This window comes from uncultured Psychroserpens sp. (assembly GCF_947501425.1).
Classification (GTDB): Bacteria; Bacteroidota; Bacteroidia; order Flavobacteriales; family Flavobacteriaceae; genus Psychroserpens.
Genome location: NZ_CANMVN010000011.1, coordinates 18,453 through 38,379, shown reverse-complemented (window position 1 = coordinate 38,379; position 19,927 = coordinate 18,453). Strand labels below are relative to the sequence as shown.

Here is a 19,927-nt window from a genome sequence, read left to right as displayed (position 1 = left end):
TAATTATGTTACTCAAATATAGTAAAGTTAGCGCTCTAAATGATATGTATTCGATGAACGGTTATCTATTTATCGCACCATACAGCCAATTCATTGCCTGAGGGATCTGTAAAATGAAAGCGACTTCCACCAGGAAATGAAAAGATATCTATTGAAATTTTACCTCCACATTCAATCACTTTACTTTTAATGTTTTTGAGGTCGTTGTGATATAAAACAACTAATGCGCCATTGGTGATGGGGTTCTCTGTTTTTTCAAATCCACCTTCAAGTCCGCTATTAGAAAATGCTGTATAATTTGGTCCGTAGTCTGTAAATGTCCAACCAAAAGTATTATGATAGAATGATTTGACAATCTCTAGATCATTAGCATAAAGTTCAACGTAGTTAATGTGGTTGTTATTAGTGTCCATTTCAGTTTTGATTTGATTTCGTAGAAATTACAATTGTATCAGCTACCATATCTCCAATACGCTTCTTCTTTTTGTTTGTGGCTGCTATTATGATACCGATCAAAAAGATATAATCTATGAGTCCTAAAAAGAATCTAGCAAAACCTTCACCAATACCAATAGGTTCAAAATTTTCTCTGACGACTTTCAGGTTTAGAAAACGCTTGCCAATGGTTTGACCAAATAAGCCTTCACTAATTGGCCATAGAAACAAACCTATAACCATAACAATGAGTGCAGGAAATCCAGAAATTGAAAATCCGTAACTACCTTCTAAAGATTCTCCATAGAAAGTGCCAAATACCATAGCAATACTCCAGAATATGATAAAGTCTATTAGAAAAGCTAAGATTCTATATCTAATTTTTGCAAGTTCATACCTATTTTCAAAATCTTTAGCGAAAATACTATCTTCCATTATGTTGTGTTTTAAAGAGAATCACTGCCATCGTCCATAAAACCTTCTATGGCATCTTTTTCTACTAAGGTGACTGCTTTTTGGAGAATCAGATTATTTGGATAAGTGACCAGATCTCCATTATCTAGTCTTAAGTGTAATTGAAAAGCTCTAATATCTTCAATAATGGCTTCAATAGGAAAATCCTTATCATGGATTTGAATTTTGTCCCCAACTTTGTAAGGAAACGAAAAGAACATTATAATGCCAGAAGTGACATTACTAAGAATAGACCAGATGGCAAAAAGGGCAATCCCGATTACAGCAAAAACAGAGGACACAATAAAGGTCATGTCTTTTAATTCTGCACCAAACACAAAGGCTTCAATTATTAAAGCAATGATTAACAAAGTAACTGTTATATATCTGCAAATTAACTGAATACGAGCATCATTGATTCCGCTTTTTCTTCCAATGCTTCTAACGAGCGCATGACTTAAAAAACGTAAGATCAATACAATAACAAGAATAACAGCTGTTGTGATTAATTCGGTTTTGTAGCTCTCAAAAAACATAAGTTTGCATTTAGTGTAGTTCAAATATACACTAGAATTTTAACACTATATTATTTTAATTGAAGAGTTTCTCGTAGTCCTTCATCTGCATTAGAATTCTTACTCCAATAGGCAGATTTTATGGTTTTCAGTTTTGTTGCTTTAGTCGATAATGTTTTTGCATTGATTCCGAAACCGCTTTTAAAAGTCTCTACCCAACTTAAAATATCATAAGGGAAGTTTGGATTGAATTGTATGACCAGAGAGCGTTCTAATTCTGGATAATTAAGTGTGTAATGTCCTTTGTCGGTATCAATTTTAGCATTAGCCGAATAGGCTTTAAATTCAATATGCTTTAATCGGATATATTCCTGAGAGGGTATAATGTTTAAATCTCCTGTTGGTAAACTTTTTGGATCTAATCGTAATTGTGTCCACAGTTCGTTTTCAAGAATAGCTTTATCTAATTTAAAGTCTTGATCGGCTTCGCTTTCAAAGTAGCTGTGTGAAGTGATTTCAAACAATTCTCTGTTGTTAAGCTGCGAGTATACATGTCCGCACCATTCCTGAATAGAACTACTCACTTTAATGGCATGTTTGTTATTACTCACAGGATAGAATGTCGATTGCATTATCGAATACGGATAAATCCCAGTGTTGAAGCTTTTGGTTGCATTTAACTTTATCACCGGAATATTTTTAGAGCTATAGCGATCTGCTTTCACTTGCTTTTCAGGACGGAAATCTTCGGTAACAAACACCAGAACAGCATTGCCATCACGGAGTTCTCCGTAACGTGCTTGTTCTAGTTTGTAGGATGATATTTCGGCTTCACCTTTATACCAGTAATTTTTAAAATCTTCAGATTGTTCGAAGGCATCTGTATCTGAACTATTGTTTTTAGCTTCGGAAATAGGCTCAGTATGTAAAGCTTGATCTTTTGGTGTTTTATCATCTTGGCAAGAGAGGAATATTCCGAAGAGTAAAATGGTTAAAACCTTGTAATTGTATTCTTTAAAGATGGAATTCATAGCGTTAGTTTTATACTACAAATTTACAACCCATATCTTATACAACCATGCTGTTTAACGTTTTGTAAACGAGGTGTGTTGGTAAGCCAACTACATTGGTATAAGAACCTTCAATGTTGGTGATACCAATTTGTCCAATCCATTCCTGAATACCATATGCACCAGCTTTATCAAAAGGCTGACAGGTGTCAATGTAGTAATTGATCTCGTCCTCAGTAAGTGTTTTAAAAGTCACTTTGGTGATGCTATTGACTGTTTTTTGAAGTGTTTTTGTAGTAAAACATACAGATGTAATGACGTCGTGAGTTTTACCACTCATTGAGGATAACATATCAAATGCCTCAACATCATGTCTTGGTTTGCCTAGAGCTTTTTCGTCATGCCAAACAATGGTGTCACTCGTAACAAGAATGTCGTTTTCTTGTAATTCGTCTTTAAAAGGTAAGGACTTAAGTTGCGCCAGATAATCACTAATCTCAAAATGTCTGAGACGGTTTGGATATTCTTCGGCAACAGGCTTTAAGCGTACCTCAAAGCTTAGTCCAAGATCTTTGAAGAATTGCTGACGTCGTGGAGATCCAGAAGCTAGAATAAGATGATATGCTTTAAGCTTGTCGTTGAGCATTTGTGTACTATTTCAGTATTAAAGGGTAAACGAGTAATGATAAAATCCCAAGTAACATCACCAGTTTATAGATATCACTTATATGTTTGTAATGATCGTTGTGTTTTGCTCCAAAAATTTTAATTGTTGCATAAATCAATGGTGCAATGATACAGATTAAAAAATAAGCAATAGCCAGTTGCTGTTTGTAAAGATACGTCACTACAAAATAGATAACAGCACCAATAGGAATCATACTGATGATAAAGGCAATTCTATTAGCACGTTCTCTGCCAAGCACAATAGGTAAGGTGTTTAATCCCGCTTTATAATCGCCATCTACATCTTGTATGTCTTTAATGATTTCTCTGATAAGATTGATTAATAATGCAAAAACAGCGTAATCTACAACGATATCAAAAAAGACCAATTGTGATGTTCTATTATCTGATACAATAGCTGGAATAATATCAAATATGCCAACAATAATAAGACTCATAGCCACCAAAAATGAAATGAGCAAATTGCCAAAAAGAACAGTGCCTTTGAGATAAGAGGCGTAAACATAAAGCGCTAAAGAAATAATAACAAATATGGAAAAGAAAGAGGGGTTTCCAACGCTATGCGATAAATAAAAACCAATAATAATTCCAATGATATTCAATATAAAAAACAAGTTATAGGCTAGTTTTTCTGAAACCTGCTTTCCAATAATGATCTTTTTTGGCTTATTGACACTATCAGTTTCAATATCGTAAATATCGTTAATAATATTTCCAGCTGCAGCTATAGATATCGTGGCAATAACTAAAAGGATAAATCCTATTGTGCTTAATGTGGTTAGGACGTTGAATGGTTCAAAAAGCGCATATTTTACGAGTACTTGCGCAATGATGATCATGATAAGGTTTTTCCAACGAATAAGATTTAGAATGTGCAATTTGGTTGAGTTGTTAATGGTTATTGGTTAGTAAAATATAGTGTTAAAGTGAGATCATTATGCATTAATCGTACTTCGCGTCAAAATTTCCATCCCATTTATCCTGAACTTTCATTACCTGCTCAATAATGTCTCTTACAGCTCCTTTTCCACCGTCTTTATGGGAGATATATTTTGCAATAGCTTTAGTTTCAATAGCAGCATCTTGCGGGCAACAGGGTAGACCAACTAATTTCATTACAGGAATATCAGGAATATCATCTCCCATATATAACACCTGTTTTGAGTCAATATTGTTGTTATTGAGATATTCATTGTATTGATTGATTTTATGATGTGCACCAAGATAGATGTCAGTGATACCTAAACCTTCCAAACGTTTTTGCACACCAAGATTGGTGCCTCCTGAGATGATGCAAATATTAAAACCTGCATCTTTAGCGGTTTTGAGTGCATAACCATCTTTGATATTCATACGTCGTAGCATGTCACCATTGGTCATAATAGTCACTGTGCCGTCAGTGAGTACACCATCTACATCAAAAATGAAAGTGGTAATATCTGCTAGGTATTCTTTATAACTTTTATCGTCCATGAGTTTGTTTAATTGATGTAGTTAGCAATTTATATAGGTCTTTGTGATGTTCGTTATCTAGTAATTTCAAGTGTCGTTTAATCGTTTTCTTATCATTGCGCTTTGCTGGACCAGTTTGTGCTTTAAAAGGTGAAAGCTCCTGAACTTTTATAGCGGTTTCCAAGATCAAAGGTTTTAACAGATCAAACTCAGCACCTTTAGATTCTGTGATTTCGTGAGCTACTCTGTACAGTTGATTGGTGAAATTATTTACAAAAACAGCAGCCAAATGTAATGCAGCACGTTGATCGCTATTGACACGTTTAGTGATTGAAGAGATTGATGTTGCCAAGTTCTTTAGAGGCATGTAATCTTTTTTCATTAGAGTTTCTAAACAAATAGGTACCTGAGAAAAATCAATATCAGCCGATTTAGAAAAGGTCTGTAACGGATAAAACACACCACGTCTATTCTTTTTATCCAGATCGTAGGCACTTACACTTCCTGAGGTATGTACCACAAAACGTTCCTCAAAAGGTAATTGTTGCGAAAGCTCGCCTATGGCATCATCACTTACTGCAATGATATAAATATCAGCTTCAGTGAGTTGCGATAGGTCGTCAGTAATAGCTACCTCATTTTTATAGGATAAGATGCGTTCAATATTCCGATTATACCATTGCTTAATCGTTACGTTTTCCGAGGAATAAAAGGCTTTATATAAATGGTGAGCCACGTTACCTGCTCCTAAAATAACAACTGAAATCATAGCGCTAAAATACAATAGAATTCAGAAATGAGAATTATCAGTCCTAAATTTAATTGATATGACTACATTTGTGCTAATGAAAAATGACATCCATACCAGAGACGATATATTGTTGTTAGTGACTAAATTCTACGAGAAAGTTAGAGCTAATGAGACGCTTGGTCCTTTTTTTAATGAAACTATTAAAGATTGGGATACTCATTTAGAGCATCTAACCACGTTTTGGGAATCCAGCCTGTTCATGACCAGAAAACTGGAACATAAATATCAGGGAAATCCTCTCGAAGCTCATGTTAAGGTTGATAAGCAATTCAATCATAGTATTACTGAAATGCACTTCGGAATCTGGCTCAATCTATGGTATGAAACCTTAGAAGAATTGTTTGAAGGAGAGGTGGTTGAAAATGCGAAACGAAGAGCGCGTAAAATGGGAACATTCATCTATCTGAAATTATTTGAAGCCAGACAATATTCAAGTGATACCTAACTAATTTGCAACGGGTATTATTTAACAGATTTTTGAGACCGTATCTGCTTAGCTAAACAAACTAAAATGGTTATCTTTGCACAACAAAAAAATAAGCCTTCTAGCTATGCAAAAGAAACTTGCTAACTTTTTATTTTCTACACGTCTTACTGGTATTTTATTTATTGTTTATGCAGCAGCTATGATTGCTGGTACGTTTCTGGATGCCGGACAAGAGACATCACCAACTCCTTTTACTAGACATTACATCTATAATGCGTGGTGGTTTGAGGCCATTATGGTGTTATTCATGATCAATTTTATTGGAAATATTTTTAGATACCGACTCCTTAGAAAAGAAAAATGGGCAACTCTCATTTTGCACTTAGCATTTATTTTTATTCTCCTTGGCGCTGGAATTACAAGATACATAGGGTATGAAGGTTGGATGCCAATTAGAGAAGGTGAAACTGAAAACTCTTTTCTTACCAGAGATATTTATCTAACGGCTTTTATTGATGGTGATTTGATAGTTGACGGACAACAACAACGTAGAGTAGTGCAGGAGCGTGTTGATTTTTCAGAACGTTTAGACAACGATTTTGAAGTGACCAGCGAATACAACGGTACGCCTGTAACTATTGAGGTGAAGCAATTTGTCAAAGATGCCGAATTAGATATCATTCCTAATGATACTGGTGAATCTTATTTAAAACTGGTTGAAGCTGGAGATGAAGCCTCGCATAGTCATTTCATTAAAGATGGTGATGATGAGTTGATTCATAATGTGGTATTTACGCTTAATAATCCTAAGCCAGGTGCTATTAATATTACTACAAAAGATGATCAGTTATTTATTGAGTCACCTTTTGAAGGTGAATACATGACCATGGCAACACAAGTTACAGGAACATTAGTTAAGGATTCTATTCAGCCTTTAGCTTTGCGTTCCCGATATCAAATTGGAACCATGTCAATGGTGTTTCCAAAGCCTGTTATTCAAGGTGATTTCGGCGTAGTGAAGAAGTCGCAATTACTCCGAAGTCGTGAAGATGGTGTTGTAGTTGATGTGACTGCAAATGGCGAAACAAAAACAGTCAACCTGTTGGGAGGTCTCTATGTCAATGGTCGTTTTCAACAAGTTAATGTTGGCGGACTTGATGTGGCAGTGAAGTATGGTTCTATAGTGAAAGAATTACCATTTAGTATCAAACTCAATGATTTCGTAGCAGAACGTTATCCTGGTACTGAAGATAATTTTTCCTCGTTTGCCAGTGAAGTTACGGTTATAAAACCTGAAGAAACACCATACGATTATCGTATTTTTATGAATAATATTCTTGATGAAGAAGGCTATCGTTTCTTTCAGGCGAGTTTCTTTCCAGATGAGAAAGGCACCAAACTATCGGTCAATCATGATCAATGGGGAACTTGGGTCACCTATTTTGGCTATTTTCTCTTGTACTTCGGATTAATGGCTATTCTATTTGATCGTAAAACACGTTTTGCAGATTTGAAGCGTATGTTAGACAAAATCAAGGATAAGAAATCAAAGTTATTAACTGTACTACTTCTGTGTTTTAGTCTCACAGGCTTTGCTCAGGAACATTCTGAAGATGATGGTCACAATCATGGTACAACCACTCAGGAAGAAGCACATTTTGAAGGAGATGGTCATGATCACAGTGCGAAAGTAGCTTTTGAGAAACCTAAGAAAACAACTATCGATTCGGTCATTAGAGCTAATATCACGCCTAAAGCACATTCTGATGCGTTTGGGAAATTAGTGATTCAGGATTATAGCGGACGAATGATGCCAATGAATACCTTTGCTTCGGAAATTCTCCGAAAATTAAGTAAGAGTGATCATTACGAAGAGTTTGATGCTAATCAGGTCTTGCTATCCATGCAAGAGAGTCCGTTATTTTGGTACAATGTGCCCATCATTTATCTCGCAAAGCGGAAAGGGGATTCGATTAGAAAAATCATAGGAATTGAAAAAGACCAGAAATATGTGGCGCTAGTTGATTTCCTAACAGAAGACGGACGAAACAAATTAGGTCCTTATCTTCAAGAGGCTTACAGTGCTGAGGTGCCTAACGGATTTCAGAAAGAATTCAAAGAAGCTTATGATCGCATGAGCTTATTGTATAATACCTTAGACGGTCGCTCGATGAAAATCTATCCTGTGCCTGGTGATGACAAGGATACTTGGATTTCTTCAGTAGAATACAAAGAGGATTACAGAACCAAAGTAGGTGATACGCTCTACGGAAAATTTATAGAAAACAGTTTTGGATACTATTTGGGAGAACTTTCAAAAGCTAGACAAAGTAACGACTTTACAACTGCTAATCGCTTGTTGGATGGTTTTAAGAAGAACCAGCAGCAACAAGGTGCTAATGTGATGTTGTCTGACAAAAAGATAGATATGGAGATCATGTACAATAAGTATGATATCTTCCAAAGACTGTTTGCTTTTTATATGATTATTGGTGCTATCCTATTTATATTGCTTATTGTTCAGATTTTTTCAGCAAATAGTAAGAAACTAGACACCATTATTAAGGTATTTGCCTTTAGTATTCTTGTGCTGTTCTTGGTGCACACTGCAGGACTCATCGTGCGTTGGTACATTTCAGGACATGCACCATGGAGTGATGCTTACGAATCTATGATTTATGTGGCTTGGGCAACGATGTTCTTCGGATTGGCATTCGGACGAAAAAGTATGTTAACACTTGCTGCAACAGCTTTTGTTACCTCAATGATTTTAATGGTGGCGCATTGGAATTGGATGGATCCTGCTATTGCCAACCTACAACCTGTATTAGACAGTTATTGGCTAATGATTCACGTTGCTGTGATTGTAGCAAGTTATGGTCCGTTTGCACTAGGAATGATCTTAGGACTGACCGTCTTGTTATTGATGATCTTTACTACCAAAGAGAATAAAGTCAAAATGGACTTGAATATTAAGGAGCTCACAGTGATTAATGAAATGGCATTAACTGTTGGTTTGGTGATGTTGACGATTGGAAACTTCTTAGGTGGTATGTGGGCTAATGAAAGTTGGGGACGTTATTGGGGCTGGGACCCTAAAGAAACCTGGGCACTGATTAGTATCATGATCTATGCCTTTGTCATTCATATGCGATTAATTCCTGGTCTTCGTGGTCGCTACGGATTTAACCTCGCGTCTGTTTTAGCCATTTCTAGTATTTTATTTACCTATTTTGGTGTGAATTTCTATCTGTCTGGACTACATTCGTACCAATCTGGACAACAGATTTTAAGCTATCAGTATATTGCAATCATACTTGTGATTATAACACTTATTGGCTTCTTCGCGTATCGTAAATATGCGAAGTATTATAGGAAGTAAACTAAGTTCTCTTAGGGTTTTATTAATTCAGAATTCACCTATATTATAAACCACCTCGTCTTCCGAGTTTAAACTACTCAGAATCCACTCCTCCTTATTAAGGAGGAGAATCTTTAATTGATAGATTTTCTTATTAATTATAGTTGTCTTTTTTAGTTAAACAGACTTCAATTTCTTCCCTTAGTAAGGGAAGATGTCCGAAGGACAGTAGGGTTTTTTAGAATAGTATAGAAAATTTTCTTAATTTGTAAATATGAAAATCCATAATTATAAGACATTAGAAGCTAAAAGAAAGGCGTTACGTCGAAATGGAACTGCAGCAGAATCAGTGCTTTGGAAAAGTTTGCAAAAAAGAAAATTAAAAGGGCGTAAATTCAGAAGACAACATAGTATACTGTATTTTATAGTTGATTTTTATTGTCCGCAAGAGCAACTTATTATTGAGTTAGATGGAGCTTATCATTCTGATTTAGTCCAGCATAATTATGATCTTGAACGGACTAAAATATTAGAACGTCTTGGATTCAAACTTATTAGGTTTGAGAATAAGTTGGTATTTGAAGATATAGAAACTGTTCTAAATCAAATTATTAGTAAATTTCAATAAGTTTTATAAAATTAGTTCGGCTTATCACCACAACCATTGTATTTCATCCTCAATTCAAATACCTTTGGCTCTTTCAACCAAAACACAATACAATGAAGTTTTTAAAGGAATTCAAAGAGTTTGCAGTCAAAGGGAATATGATGGACATGGCCATAGGAATCATCATTGGTGCTGCTTTTAATAAAGTGATCGATGTACTGGTCAAAAAGATTTTCATGCCGCCATTGTCTTTAATGACTGATGGACTTAATTTTCAGGACCAAAAGTATGTGGTGAGGGAGTCGGTTACAAATTCAGAAGGCGAGGTGATCGTTCAGGAAGTAGCTATGGAGTACGGTGTGTTGTTTGAAACTTTTCTGGACTTTATAATTATTGGTCTAACAGTATTTCTGGTGGTTAAGGCAATGAATCGACTGCGCAGTAAAGCTCAGGATCCTAAAAATGAAGTGGTAGTGACGCCAAAAGATATTGAGTTATTATCAAAACTTAATGATCTTATGGAAGAACAAAATGAACTCTTAAGATCTAAGTCAGTGTAGTACTTAAGTCAGATAATCATTAAGACTCCAAATAAACAAACCTGTCCATAGTAATGTTCGGAGCCAATTTCTTAAGACCAATTGTTTCAGCATGAACTCGGTGTGTTGCCTGTTGGCAATTTGCTGATGTAAAGGCACAAAAAGCACAAAGGTCGACATCCAGGCGATGATTGTTATACTGAGTCCGGAGACAGTAAACACCGTTTGAGATCCCAGTACCTGATAAATATAGAGTCCGAGTTGCGAGGTCATTAACGGAATCACAATAAGTGATACATTAAAGGTATAACGTTTGTGCCAACTCACCAGCGCTTTATCTGTGTAATACAAAAAGCTGGGATATATAATGAGTTGGACCATCCATATCAGAACAACCAATCCGAAATCGATAATCACGCGAGCTAGTTCAAAGGTCATTGTATGTTGATTAATAGCAGAGTTATATCTCAAATATAGATGTTATGCTATTAAATTCAAATAGTGTTTGTTCATTTTTGACAGAGCAAAAACGAACCAAAAACTCTTTTACTGTCGAAGGTATTTTCATTGACTTGAGCGTCAATGAAACCATAAGTAAAACACTAAATAGCTTCCAAGGCTTCAGCTATTCTTAACGTGTTTTACTTATTATACTGCCGACAGCAGATTCCGACGATGTCGGAAATGTATCTTACTCATTTTAATAATCATAATAGTCTACAACGCCCTAAGTTTAAACCTTGGGACCCAAAAGCAGAAGGAAGCGTTAAAAACAAAAAGCTGTTTAAGACTTTGCGAGGAGCAAAGTCGAGTTCTTTTTGTTTAGCTTTCAATGCTAATTTGGGTAAGGTTTAAAGTTCAGGCTAGATTTTTTGAATACTTTTTTATCAATGAAAAAAGTATTATAATAAACTTTATGTTCATTTTTGAGAGGTCAAAAACGAACCAAAAACCCTTTTACTGTCGAAGGTATTTTCATTGACTTGAGCGTCAATGAAACCATAAGTAAAACACTAAATAGCTTCCAAGGCTTCAGCTATTCTTAACGTATTTTACTTATTATACTGCCGACAGCAGATTCCGACGATGTCGGAAATCAATCAAATGACTTTTACAGCGCCCTAAGTTTAAAGCTTGGGACCCAAAAGTAGCAGGAAGCGTTAAAAACAAAAAGCTGTTTGAGACTTTGCGTGTAGCAAAGTTGAGTTCTTTTTGTTTAGCTTTCAATACTAATTTGGGTAAGGTTTAAAGTTCAGGCTAGATTTTTTTGGTTCTTTTTTCATCAATGGAAAAAAGAATTGAAACAACTCGCCTGCCAAATCTTAAGGTCGGTTTTGGGAAGTCAAATTATAAAGTAAGAGTTACTACCAATAGCAGATTCCGACGATGTCGGAAATGTATCTTACTCACTTTCTGAGTAGTCATGATGGTATAAAACACCCTAAGTTTAAACTTCAGTCTTTAAAAATAGGATAACTTATAATGAAGTTCTTCTTTTCATCAATGGAAAAAAGAATATAATAAAAGTTAATTCTCCACTTTCCTCCACACAAACTCACTATTCAATGCAAAGCTCCCAATAAAATCAAAGTTGCAGTCGGAAGGCGCAATAATCGACAAGAACGGTTTTTCGTTTTTATCACGATAGAGGTGATAGGTCTCACCAACAATAGGCTCGAAGTTATAGCGCGAATTATAGACCAGATTATTGTATTCCAGCGCTTCCATCATTTTCTCATACTCGGCTTTGAGCTCTAAGTATTTCGCTTGTATCTGCTGATTGGCCCTATGGATATTTCGGTTTTTCCAGGTCGAATTACCAGAGGTTTGAATCGCAGGCGCACCAACATTAGTCGCATAAGGTTTTAATGCTGCATCGTAGCGTTGGGTGTTCTCGTCAAAGACGACCTGATCTGGTTTTTTGTCTGTAGACATAGCGTTTGAGCTTTATGCAAAGATAAAGCGCATTTAATTGTGGTGAAAGTTAAGACGATGTTAATTTTTTTTCTACCTTAGAGGAATAACCAATCAGCAATTAATGAATTTTATTAAAAAATTAGGCCCTTCCAATCTCTTTATGCTCACCATGTGTGCATTGATCATTGTAGTAGCCGAATATTTATTCCTCTCAGGAGACGAGCTCCATGGGATTTTTGTAGGACTTTGGGCACCAACGCTTATAGGCATTGTGATCTTTTTAAAACAAATCAAAAATGGACGCTAACGACATCGTATTATATTTCTCGATTTTTGTGTCCGTTTGCGTCGTGCTTTGGGCCATTTGGTTAATTCGTGCTTACGATAAAGTCGACCGAAATGATAGGTGAGGCGTGTGCTCATCATCTGAAAGATCAACACAACACAGATATGTTCATTATTAAACCACAGGTATGCTATTAGACACGCTTCGTTTTATTCATCTCACTTTAGATACAGCTTTAAAACACACATTTAAGTCCAGAGATGCTATGATTAGTATTGCAGGCGTCACGTCAACAACCAGCAAAACACCATTGCGCTTATCTTTAGTTAATATTGACGCAGAGCATACCCAACATGTGGCTATCAGTAGGCAACGTTCTGGGAGTAGTACACCAACGCACAAAAAACTTTTCGTACTGATCTCTGCAAATCCTGAACTCTCCTATGACGAGGGGATCAGGTATCTAGAGGAGGCTATGGCCTGGTTTGAAAGCCATGAAGTCTTTAGTCAGCAAACCTATGTCAACCTCCCAAAGCACATCGAGCGTATCACAACAGAAGCTTATTCCCAAACCTTAGAAGGGCAATCGGTCTTATGGCAAGGTTTAGGCGCAGCCTACCAGCCGTCTGTGGTGTATCAATTACGTGTGGTGGTGGCAGCAGATATTGGCGTTACACCTGCGGTGTCTATTGAGGGAGATCGAGAGGTTATGGAGTGATTTGGGTTTGAATTATAATATAAGCGATTTATTTTCTTTTTAACTCATCTAAGGTTTTTCCATTTTTATCTTTCCAAGATGTCCAACCATTAGCAGATCTCGCGAGGATAGTTGCAGCAGCAGCACTTAATGAATTAAATATATAATCTGATTGAAAAACATAGGCTCCATTTTCTTCTTTTAAAATTGAATCTTCTAATAACTGCTTTCTTAATCTAGAAACCCAAGTACCAAGACCTTTAGCTTCATTAATTTTACATTTCCCACCCTGATGAACCAGAAAACCATCATCGATGAGTTCTCCTTGTGCTTCAGCATCTTTGCTTTTACAGTAAAAGATTTCTTTGTTGCTTTTCGCCTTTCGTTTTTCCTCAAAAATAGGGTAACCAAGGGTTGCCAATAAAATTTTAGCTGTTTCAAAATTATCTAGTAAATCGTATTCTCTACTTTCTGAAATTGAAGGTTTTTTAGATCCCGTATCATTATCAATTTCATATCGACCTATTTCTTGAGCTTTATGAAGACAATGGTGTTCTAAATATTTCCCATCTGTTTTGGTGTACTCGTCCGTTTTTGTGGATATAATAATGCAATGTGTCCAAAAATCTTTATTACGATTGTGAGATTGGATGCGTTTAAAACAATCTTCACCTTCACCGATATAGACTTTTGATTTTGTACTATCTTCATTAGTGCCAAATAAAAAATATACTCCAGTAAAATTTACCAACTCACGTTTGGCGGCTTCTTGCATTTTATTTCTTGGAAATAATATTGCTTTGACTAATCGGTTAGTTAACTCAGCTTCACGAATACTGGTTGGTGAACCGTCTGGTAAAAATATTTGTATGGTTTGTGGTTTTACGGTCATAGTTAATTAAAAACTGTGGTTAACGGTCTAATATTTTCAAAATATGACTTTTTCAAAAAAGAATTATTGGTAGACTCCTGAACAGATAATGAATCTAAATAATCATTATATGTAAGAGGTGTGCTCACATAGGTTCCATCATTTACTTTTAGTGTTAGAAAATCAAAAAATTCCACATACCAATTATCAGAATCATCTTCAATTATATTTTTGTATCGTGTATTTATTTCATAAATATCTATCCAGGAATTAACTTCGTTCTGTAAAGTTGAATCACTGCAATTAACAGAAACATTACAATTATTTATTTTTAAATTAGTGTTATCCAAACTTATATTTAGAAGATTTAAAGTTACTTGGTAATTATATGTTCCGTATGGATAAAATAGTTTTCTTCTAATTGTTCTTTGCGGGTTTAAATAATGTGAATCTTTGCTATGCTTATAGTCTTCATTGCAAGTCCTACACGTAGGCACATAATTTTTTGTACAAATGCCATGAAATGGGTATTCAGATAGAGCTAAGTAATGATCATACGTTTGTTTAACCTTTGATTTAAGTGGTTTTATTGGCTCTAAACCGCAAAAAGGACACATTTTAATTCTCGTGGCGTTTTTTAAAGCCTTATAATGGTCTATTAACTCTCCATAAATACTTTTAAATATCTTTGTTTGAGGAAGTTGATAATACATGTATTTATATAAATCATGTATTGCATTTCCAACGTTCTGGCTTAAGTCTTTCTTGTTTAAACTATTAATAGTTGTATTACAAATAGCTTCTATATTTGAGCTATTTAATGCAGCATTATATACTTTTAATTTGTTATTACTTGAAGAAAGTACAAAGTTTGAATGAACTGCTTTTAAAAGAGTTCTTAATTTAGTACACTTATCATAAATTGGTTTTAATTTATAGTGGATAAAATTATCATTCCAAGCAACATCTGCAGTTAAGCTTTGAAAGTAAATAGCTTCAAAGAAAAATATTAATTGATTATTTAAATCATCTAATTTTGATGATTTGAAAACAAATTGTTGCCTCATAAACTAAAAAGATTTTATTTTTTGAGAAAGCAAATGGAATAGCATTATTTTTTCAGGGGAATCACCAAACTTTAAGGATTCATCTTTTATAAATTGTATATCTTCTTCATTTTTAATAGAATTTACCTTTTCATAGAGCTTGAACAAGTCACCGTATGAAAACTCACCTATACTTTTCTTTTGATTGAATAATTTACTTAATAAAATTCTTACTGATGCTCCATAAGTTTCTTCCGATGGATATTCGAATGTTTTTTTATTGCCATTAATTGTTCTTATTACATTCTCTTTTTTAGAGTCTGACACAATAAATGGTGAGTGGGTAGTAAGTAAAACCTCTTGTTCTCGTTCATCTTCACCAACACTTTGATTCATTAAATAAATAAATTTAGAACGCCATTCTGGATTAAAATGTGTAGTAGGTTCATCTAATAAAAATAAAGTACTCTTGTTGTTAAATAGAGCTATACTGCCAAGGACCTGAAGCATTTGATGTTCACCATCAGACAATTGTTTAAAATAAACAGAATCCTTTACTTTTTCTTTTTTTAAGGCTATACTGTCTATCGAGAAAACTAATTGATCCTTTTCTTTTTTTGGAATTAAATCTGATAAATTATTTTTAGATTTTGCAGATGTGTTTTTAATTCTATTTACTGTTTTTCTTCCAACTAAATCAAGGTTTAAAATCTGGAAATTATATAGGATTCTAAACAGATTAATGGGTGTCTTAAACTCATTCTTAAAACCTTCAATTACAGCACTATTCAAGGTGAAATTGAAATGATATTCTACTATATCTTTATACTTTAGACTTGTCTTTTCTTTTTTGTCAAAAAAAGGGTCTAGACTCTGAAAGGTATTAATTGCTAAATTTAATTCTGAAGGGAAATAATCTCTATTGTCTTTTGTTTTCTCTTGTTTAATATTAATTGAAAATGAATTTAGTTTTTTGATTTGCAATTCGTCCTTAAAAGATTTAATATTTTCAAGGTCAAAAATTAAGTTACAAATAGTCACCAATTTACTTGAATTATAATTAAGATAAAACAATCTGTTTATTTCGAGTGTAGATCTTTTGGCTTCAGTTGTTTTTTGGTTTATTTCTTTAAGGTAATCGAAATCCATTTTTATAAATGGATTGCTCAATAGTTCATTCATACCTGATGAATATCCTAAAACATACCTAGGTAATACTGCAAAAATTTGTGCCTCGTCTTCTAATTTAATTTTTCTCTTATTGGCATCAAAGCTTACTTTAAACTCTGGTAATTCATCGGGTTTCTTATTAATTGATACTATTTTTATGACATCTTTATCATCGATTAATTCTTTAGCCAAATCTGATAAGTAAAAACCATTCTCGTACAATGTAATTTTTGATTGCGAATATTCTATTTCAAATCCAAAACTAGTTTTTAACCTTCCTAATTCTTTTGTCGAAGCTCTATTGAAGTTTTCTAAGTAATAGAATACTTCTGATATTAACTCTAATAAATTGGATTTGCCTGATCCATTTAGCCCAATAAAACAAATTGGGTTAATGGCTAATTCGTCATTCTTATGATTAGAAAAATTAATTTCGTAACCCTTTGGAAGGCCTCTAAATTTAGAAAGTAGTTTTAACTTCTTTAATTTCATTTCTTGATTTTAAATAGTACAGAACGAGTTTCTCCACTATATTTTTGTTCTATTGAATTATCTGACATAGATTTTCTTAAAAAATCTTTTATTAAGCTATTATTAATATTGATTTTTTTCAGCCTTAAGATTTCTTCAATTTCATTTAAACCAAATAGTTCTTTTTTAATATCGTTTTTTATGATTTTATCTAAAATCATTTCAACATTCAATGAGTCCAGCTTGCTTGTATGATTATCTTGTGTTTCTTTTACTGTAGTTGTATAATTCGTAGATTGTGATTTATCAGGATAATTAAAAATATCTACCTTACTCACATCCAGCTCTCCTTTAAAAGCTTTTTGGCTTAAACTACCGTATAAGTTTTCTAATTCTTGTAAATGGGTTTGGTAGAGATGTTTGATGTTTTCAATTTTATCGACTATTCCGACAAATTTATTTTGAAGTTCTTTTGGTGGACAAATAAATTTAAATCTCTTAAAGGAAGACATTGGTGGAAAATTTGGAACACCGCTTCCTCGAACATTTCCAAAAAACTTTTGTTTAAAATGTGGATTAGTGAATATATGTACAAACATGATGTTTGACATTAATTTTTGATTAAGAGTAACTTTAAGTAAGGCTTGATTAATTATACCTTTTTTAGAATTGTCAGGAATTATCGCTAACCTACCCAAATTTACTCCAGAACAACTAATAATAATATCACCAGGCTTAATAGAAAAAGCCTCTAACTCTTTATATTTTTTTTCATCTATATAATATCTAGCAAAGGTAAAGTCATTATTTAATGCATGATATTGTTCATACACCAAGTATCCATCATTAACAAATATTTCCTTTTTTAAAGCTCCTCCAAATGGACCTCTTTTAATTGAATGCTTTTCCTTTTTAGAAAATTCTTCTATAGTTTTTAAATCCCAACCCTTTTCATTCCTAACAGGATCCCCAAACATCTCTAAAAAAGTAGATTTTAAGAGCTCATCTAAAAGTGCAATACTTTCTTTACGTTTGGCTATTAAAGCTTCACAATCACTTAATACCTTGGCAATGCGTTTTTGTTCATCCAGAGATGGTAAAGGAACTTTATATTCCTTCACAAACTTCTGACTGATATGCGGTTGTGCTCCTCCCCAAGCTTTTCTAAAAATAGCCTCCTTTTGAGTTTTGAAAAATTGATATAAATATTGAGAGTCGTGGTTAACTGAAGGTAAAATACCTGTTACTGACTGATTTGCGCAAGCCTCAAATGTTAAGTATGCGCTTTTCCCTGTTGTACTGCCAGTTAATGCAATAAGCACACTATCAGCTGGCATAAGTCTCGCAGAACTATTTTTAAGACCTTTTTCTGTTATATAATTACGTGTGTAGGTAATGATGTCTTGATTAAGTTCACCTGAATTCAACCAAGGAATTGTTCCATCATCCCAATACTCCTTTACTCTTCTTGATGGTGTTCCACCGGTGATTACATCAGCAAAGTCTTCAACCTTTTTCCAATTAAATTCAGCCATTAAAACAACTCTTTTAACTCCTTTAACTTTTCAGAAATCTCTTTTTCCAAACCTTTTATTTCATTATCGTTTTCGTCTTTACCTCCTAATAGCTTGGCTAAAATCACCTCTGATTTTTCATATTCTATTTCCTCAAAAACTTCTTCCTTATAGCGCGAAAAACTTAAATCGTATTTTTCATCTACAATTTCCTTTTTAAGCACGGTAAAGTATTTGCGCTTTCGGTCGTTTTCGCTATCCGGTTTTTTACTTTTATACTTAATAAGTATGTCTTGGATGTCTCCAAAATCATTCTTATTATCTTTTGTTGTCAGTTTGTTACGCTTATCATCTAGAGTGTAGCCATCACTTTCCATATCGTAAAACCACACCTTGTCGGTTTCACCACCTTTGGTAAATATTAAAATAGCTGTACTTACACCTGCATACGGTTTAAAAACGCCACTCGGCAAAGTGACCACAGCCTTTAACTGTGATTTTTCTATCATTATTTTTCGTGCGTCTACAAAGGCACGACCAGAACCAAACAACACACCTTGAGGGATTACAATACCTGCTGTTCCTCCCATTTTTAGCATGTTGTAAATACGCTCTATAAACAATAGTTCGGTTTTAGTGGTCCTTAAGGTGAGTTCTTCATTAATGTCTCCTTTGTCTATATTACCTGTAAAAGGTGGATTTGCCAACACCACATCATATTCACTGGTTTCGTGATAGCTTTTACTCAAGGTGTCCTTATAGTCTATTTGTGGGCTGTCTATACCATGCATCATGAGGTTCATTAAACCTAAACGCACCATGGTTTGGTCAATGTCATAACCCTGCAAACTTTTACCGAGAATTTCCTTAACGTCTTCTGTAAGTTTAGAACTTCTTCCCGTTAATCTAAACCCATCTTCATCGGGTTCTACATTAGAGTTGTCCTTATTTAAATTGGTAATTAAATGATGATAGGCTCCTAACAAAAATCCACCTGTACCACAAGCTGGGTCTACAATGCGTTGCCCTAATTGCGGATTTACCATATCTACCAACAATTTGATGATATGTCTAGGTGTACGGAATTGTCCATTTTTACCAGCAGAAGCGATTTCGCTTAGTAGCATTTCATAGACATCACCTTGTATGTCTTGGAAATCGTGCCCTTTTTCCTGAGCATCCTTTTCCATTTCTTTGAAAATACTATCTATACTTTTTACGGCTTCAACAAGTAGAGACGGTTTAGGGATTATGAATACAGCATTCGCCATATGCTTAACAAATGGAGACTCATTTGAATCTAATCTCTGTATAAAAGGAAATACAAATCGTTGAACATGTTGCAGCATTTCATCTGCTGGTTTACGTATGAATGAACTCCATCTTAAACTTTGTTTATCAACACCATTTTGTTGCTTTTCTTCGTCTTGCTTTGTTGCATAGAATACACCGTGAAATATTGAAACATAATCATCACCGGTAAATTCAGCATCAGATTGCTTCTTCAAATCATTCTCATCTAGCTTTTTCATAAAAAGCAGATAGGTAATCTGCTCTATGGCTGTCAGTGGATTAGATATACCACCAGACCAGAATTTGTTCCAGAGGTCATTAATTTTTGATGCTATTTGTGGGTTACTGCTTATTAAGCTCATTGT

Annotated in this window: 21 protein-coding genes; 6 read left to right on the top strand and 15 right to left on the bottom strand. The window is 34.3% G+C overall.

All coding sequences use genetic code 11. From position 1 onward, the window contains the following. Nucleotides 1-65: 65 nt before the first annotated feature. The 8 genes from Q0951_RS16350 to Q0951_RS16315 all read right to left on the bottom strand — a co-directional run bounded on the left by Q0951_RS16350 (nucleotide 66) and on the right by Q0951_RS16315 (nucleotide 5,321). Nucleotides 66-413: a VOC family protein gene (locus Q0951_RS16350; protein WP_299339238.1), complete on the bottom strand. Its 348-nt coding sequence runs from the start codon at nucleotides 411-413 to the stop codon at nucleotides 66-68. Between the two features lies 1 nt (nucleotide 414). After that, the gene (locus Q0951_RS16345) at nucleotides 415-870 is read right to left on the bottom strand and encodes an RDD family protein (protein ID WP_299339235.1); all 456 of its coding nucleotides are present in this window, start codon (nucleotides 868-870) and stop codon (nucleotides 415-417) included. An 11-nt stretch (nucleotides 871-881) separates the two neighbouring features. Then, nucleotides 882-1,424, bottom strand: a complete 543-nt coding sequence (locus Q0951_RS16340; protein ID WP_299339234.1) for a mechanosensitive ion channel domain-containing protein — start codon at nucleotides 1,422-1,424, stop codon at nucleotides 882-884. Nucleotides 1,425-1,474: 50 nt separating this feature from the next. Next, nucleotides 1,475-2,434: a septum formation inhibitor Maf gene (locus Q0951_RS16335; RefSeq protein ID WP_299339231.1), complete on the bottom strand. Its 960-nt coding sequence runs from the start codon at nucleotides 2,432-2,434 to the stop codon at nucleotides 1,475-1,477. 37 nt (nucleotides 2,435-2,471) lie between these two features. Then, the gene (locus Q0951_RS16330; RefSeq protein ID WP_299339228.1) at nucleotides 2,472-3,059 is read right to left on the bottom strand and encodes a Maf-like protein; all 588 of its coding nucleotides are present in this window, start codon (nucleotides 3,057-3,059) and stop codon (nucleotides 2,472-2,474) included. A gap of 7 nt (nucleotides 3,060-3,066) precedes the next feature. Further along, nucleotides 3,067-3,978, bottom strand: a complete 912-nt coding sequence (locus Q0951_RS16325; protein WP_299339225.1) for a geranylgeranylglycerol-phosphate geranylgeranyltransferase — start codon at nucleotides 3,976-3,978, stop codon at nucleotides 3,067-3,069. Between the two features lie 64 nt (nucleotides 3,979-4,042). Next, nucleotides 4,043-4,573, bottom strand: a complete 531-nt coding sequence (locus Q0951_RS16320) for an HAD family hydrolase (RefSeq protein WP_299339222.1) — start codon at nucleotides 4,571-4,573, stop codon at nucleotides 4,043-4,045. Continuing rightward, nucleotides 4,563-5,321: a Rossmann-like and DUF2520 domain-containing protein gene (locus Q0951_RS16315; RefSeq protein WP_299339219.1), complete on the bottom strand. Its 759-nt coding sequence runs from the start codon at nucleotides 5,319-5,321 to the stop codon at nucleotides 4,563-4,565. The genes Q0951_RS16320 and Q0951_RS16315 overlap by 11 nt, the downstream gene beginning before the upstream one ends. Nucleotides 5,322-5,397: 76 nt before the next feature. On the opposite strand from Q0951_RS16315, the gene Q0951_RS16310 reads away from it, so the two are divergent. The 4 genes from Q0951_RS16310 (at nucleotide 5,398) to mscL (ending at nucleotide 10,318) form a co-directional block, all read left to right on the top strand. Further along, a complete protein-coding gene (locus Q0951_RS16310) occupies nucleotides 5,398-5,808 on the top strand; it encodes a group III truncated hemoglobin (RefSeq protein ID WP_299339342.1) in 411 nt (136 codons plus the stop codon). Nucleotides 5,809-5,914: 106 nt separating this feature from the next. Beyond that, on the top strand, nucleotides 5,915-9,172 hold the full coding sequence (ccsA, locus tag Q0951_RS16305) for a cytochrome c biogenesis protein CcsA (protein WP_299339216.1): 3,258 nt from the start codon (nucleotides 5,915-5,917) through the stop codon (nucleotides 9,170-9,172). 253 nt (nucleotides 9,173-9,425) lie between these two features. Then, nucleotides 9,426-9,779, top strand: coding sequence for an endonuclease domain-containing protein (locus Q0951_RS16300; protein WP_299339214.1), 354 nt, complete (start codon nucleotides 9,426-9,428; stop codon nucleotides 9,777-9,779). A gap of 92 nt (nucleotides 9,780-9,871) precedes the next feature. Next, nucleotides 9,872-10,318 carry a large conductance mechanosensitive channel protein MscL gene (gene mscL / locus Q0951_RS16295; RefSeq protein WP_299339212.1) on the top strand — a complete coding sequence of 149 codons (447 nt, stop codon included), beginning with the start codon at nucleotides 9,872-9,874 and terminating at the stop codon, nucleotides 10,316-10,318. A gap of 3 nt (nucleotides 10,319-10,321) precedes the next feature. On the opposite strand, the gene Q0951_RS16290 is transcribed toward mscL, so the two are convergent. Beyond that, nucleotides 10,322-10,735 carry a hypothetical protein gene (locus Q0951_RS16290; RefSeq protein WP_299339209.1) on the bottom strand — a complete coding sequence of 138 codons (414 nt, stop codon included), beginning with the start codon at nucleotides 10,733-10,735 and terminating at the stop codon, nucleotides 10,322-10,324. 1,089 nt (nucleotides 10,736-11,824) lie between these two features. Then, nucleotides 11,825-12,232 (bottom strand): DUF2452 domain-containing protein, encoded by a 408-nt coding sequence (locus tag Q0951_RS16285; RefSeq protein ID WP_299339206.1) that lies wholly within the window; start codon nucleotides 12,230-12,232, stop codon nucleotides 11,825-11,827. A gap of 103 nt (nucleotides 12,233-12,335) precedes the next feature. Here Q0951_RS16285 and Q0951_RS16280 point away from each other — a divergent pair, with 103 nt between their 5' ends. Both Q0951_RS16280 and Q0951_RS16275 read left to right on the top strand, forming a co-directional pair. Next, nucleotides 12,336-12,521 carry a hypothetical protein gene (locus Q0951_RS16280; protein ID WP_299339205.1) on the top strand — a complete coding sequence of 62 codons (186 nt, stop codon included), beginning with the start codon at nucleotides 12,336-12,338 and terminating at the stop codon, nucleotides 12,519-12,521. Nucleotides 12,522-12,687: 166 nt separating this feature from the next. After that, nucleotides 12,688-13,218, top strand: a complete 531-nt coding sequence (locus tag Q0951_RS16275) for a Pvc16 family protein (protein ID WP_299339202.1) — start codon at nucleotides 12,688-12,690, stop codon at nucleotides 13,216-13,218. A gap of 28 nt (nucleotides 13,219-13,246) precedes the next feature. Here the strand turns inward: Q0951_RS16275 and Q0951_RS16270 are convergent, their stop codons facing one another. Genes Q0951_RS16270 through Q0951_RS16250 form a run of 5 tightly spaced genes read right to left on the bottom strand, consistent with a single transcriptional unit; the run spans nucleotide 13,247 to nucleotide 19,924 of the window. Then, nucleotides 13,247-14,089, bottom strand: a complete 843-nt coding sequence (locus tag Q0951_RS16270) for a GIY-YIG nuclease family protein (RefSeq protein WP_299339199.1) — start codon at nucleotides 14,087-14,089, stop codon at nucleotides 13,247-13,249. A gap of 2 nt (nucleotides 14,090-14,091) precedes the next feature. Next, complete coding sequence (locus Q0951_RS16265) at nucleotides 14,092-15,135, bottom strand: hypothetical protein (protein ID WP_299339196.1); 1,044 nt, start codon at nucleotides 15,133-15,135, stop codon at nucleotides 14,092-14,094. A gap of 3 nt (nucleotides 15,136-15,138) precedes the next feature. Then, nucleotides 15,139-16,776: a restriction system-associated AAA family ATPase gene (locus tag Q0951_RS16260; protein ID WP_299339194.1), complete on the bottom strand. Its 1,638-nt coding sequence runs from the start codon at nucleotides 16,774-16,776 to the stop codon at nucleotides 15,139-15,141. Continuing rightward, nucleotides 16,773-18,290: a restriction endonuclease subunit S gene (locus Q0951_RS16255; protein ID WP_299339191.1), complete on the bottom strand. Its 1,518-nt coding sequence runs from the start codon at nucleotides 18,288-18,290 to the stop codon at nucleotides 16,773-16,775. The genes Q0951_RS16260 and Q0951_RS16255 overlap by 4 nt, the downstream gene beginning before the upstream one ends. Continuing rightward, entirely contained in the window at nucleotides 18,290-19,924 is a 1,635-nt protein-coding gene (locus Q0951_RS16250; protein ID WP_299339188.1) for an N-6 DNA methylase, read from the bottom strand. Before Q0951_RS16250 ends, Q0951_RS16255 begins: the two co-directional genes overlap by 1 nt. Between the last annotated feature and the right edge of the window lie 3 nt (nucleotides 19,925-19,927).

Coding starts and splice junctions, on each gene's coding strand:
- Q0951_RS16350 (WP_299339238.1), bottom strand. CDS start 413: ATGGACACTAATAACAACCACATTAACTACGTTGAACTTTATGCTAAT.
- Q0951_RS16280 (WP_299339205.1), top strand. CDS start 12,336: ATGAATTTTATTAAAAAATTAGGCCCTTCCAATCTCTTTATGCTCACC.
- Q0951_RS16345 (WP_299339235.1), bottom strand. CDS start 870: ATGGAAGATAGTATTTTCGCTAAAGATTTTGAAAATAGGTATGAACTT.
- Q0951_RS16320 (WP_299339222.1), bottom strand. CDS start 4,573: ATGGACGATAAAAGTTATAAAGAATACCTAGCAGATATTACCACTTTC.
- Q0951_RS16270 (WP_299339199.1), bottom strand. CDS start 14,089: ATGACCGTAAAACCACAAACCATACAAATATTTTTACCAGACGGTTCA.
- Q0951_RS16330 (WP_299339228.1), bottom strand. CDS start 3,059: ATGCTCAACGACAAGCTTAAAGCATATCATCTTATTCTAGCTTCTGGA.
- Q0951_RS16340 (WP_299339234.1), bottom strand. CDS start 1,424: ATGTTTTTTGAGAGCTACAAAACCGAATTAATCACAACAGCTGTTATT.
- Q0951_RS16300 (WP_299339214.1), top strand. CDS start 9,426: ATGAAAATCCATAATTATAAGACATTAGAAGCTAAAAGAAAGGCGTTA.
- Q0951_RS16335 (WP_299339231.1), bottom strand. CDS start 2,434: ATGAATTCCATCTTTAAAGAATACAATTACAAGGTTTTAACCATTTTA.
- Q0951_RS16315 (WP_299339219.1), bottom strand. CDS start 5,321: ATGATTTCAGTTGTTATTTTAGGAGCAGGTAACGTGGCTCACCATTTA.
- Q0951_RS16260 (WP_299339194.1), bottom strand. CDS start 16,776: ATGAAATTAAAGAAGTTAAAACTACTTTCTAAATTTAGAGGCCTTCCA.
- ccsA (WP_299339216.1), top strand. CDS start 5,915: ATGCAAAAGAAACTTGCTAACTTTTTATTTTCTACACGTCTTACTGGT.
- Q0951_RS16285 (WP_299339206.1), bottom strand. CDS start 12,232: ATGTCTACAGACAAAAAACCAGATCAGGTCGTCTTTGACGAGAACACC.
- Q0951_RS16255 (WP_299339191.1), bottom strand. CDS start 18,290: ATGGCTGAATTTAATTGGAAAAAGGTTGAAGACTTTGCTGATGTAATC.
- Q0951_RS16250 (WP_299339188.1), bottom strand. CDS start 19,924: ATGAGCTTAATAAGCAGTAACCCACAAATAGCATCAAAAATTAATGAC.
- Q0951_RS16290 (WP_299339209.1), bottom strand. CDS start 10,735: ATGACCTTTGAACTAGCTCGCGTGATTATCGATTTCGGATTGGTTGTT.
- Q0951_RS16275 (WP_299339202.1), top strand. CDS start 12,688: ATGCTATTAGACACGCTTCGTTTTATTCATCTCACTTTAGATACAGCT.
- Q0951_RS16265 (WP_299339196.1), bottom strand. CDS start 15,135: ATGAGGCAACAATTTGTTTTCAAATCATCAAAATTAGATGATTTAAAT.
- Q0951_RS16310 (WP_299339342.1), top strand. CDS start 5,398: ATGAAAAATGACATCCATACCAGAGACGATATATTGTTGTTAGTGACT.
- mscL (WP_299339212.1), top strand. CDS start 9,872: ATGAAGTTTTTAAAGGAATTCAAAGAGTTTGCAGTCAAAGGGAATATG.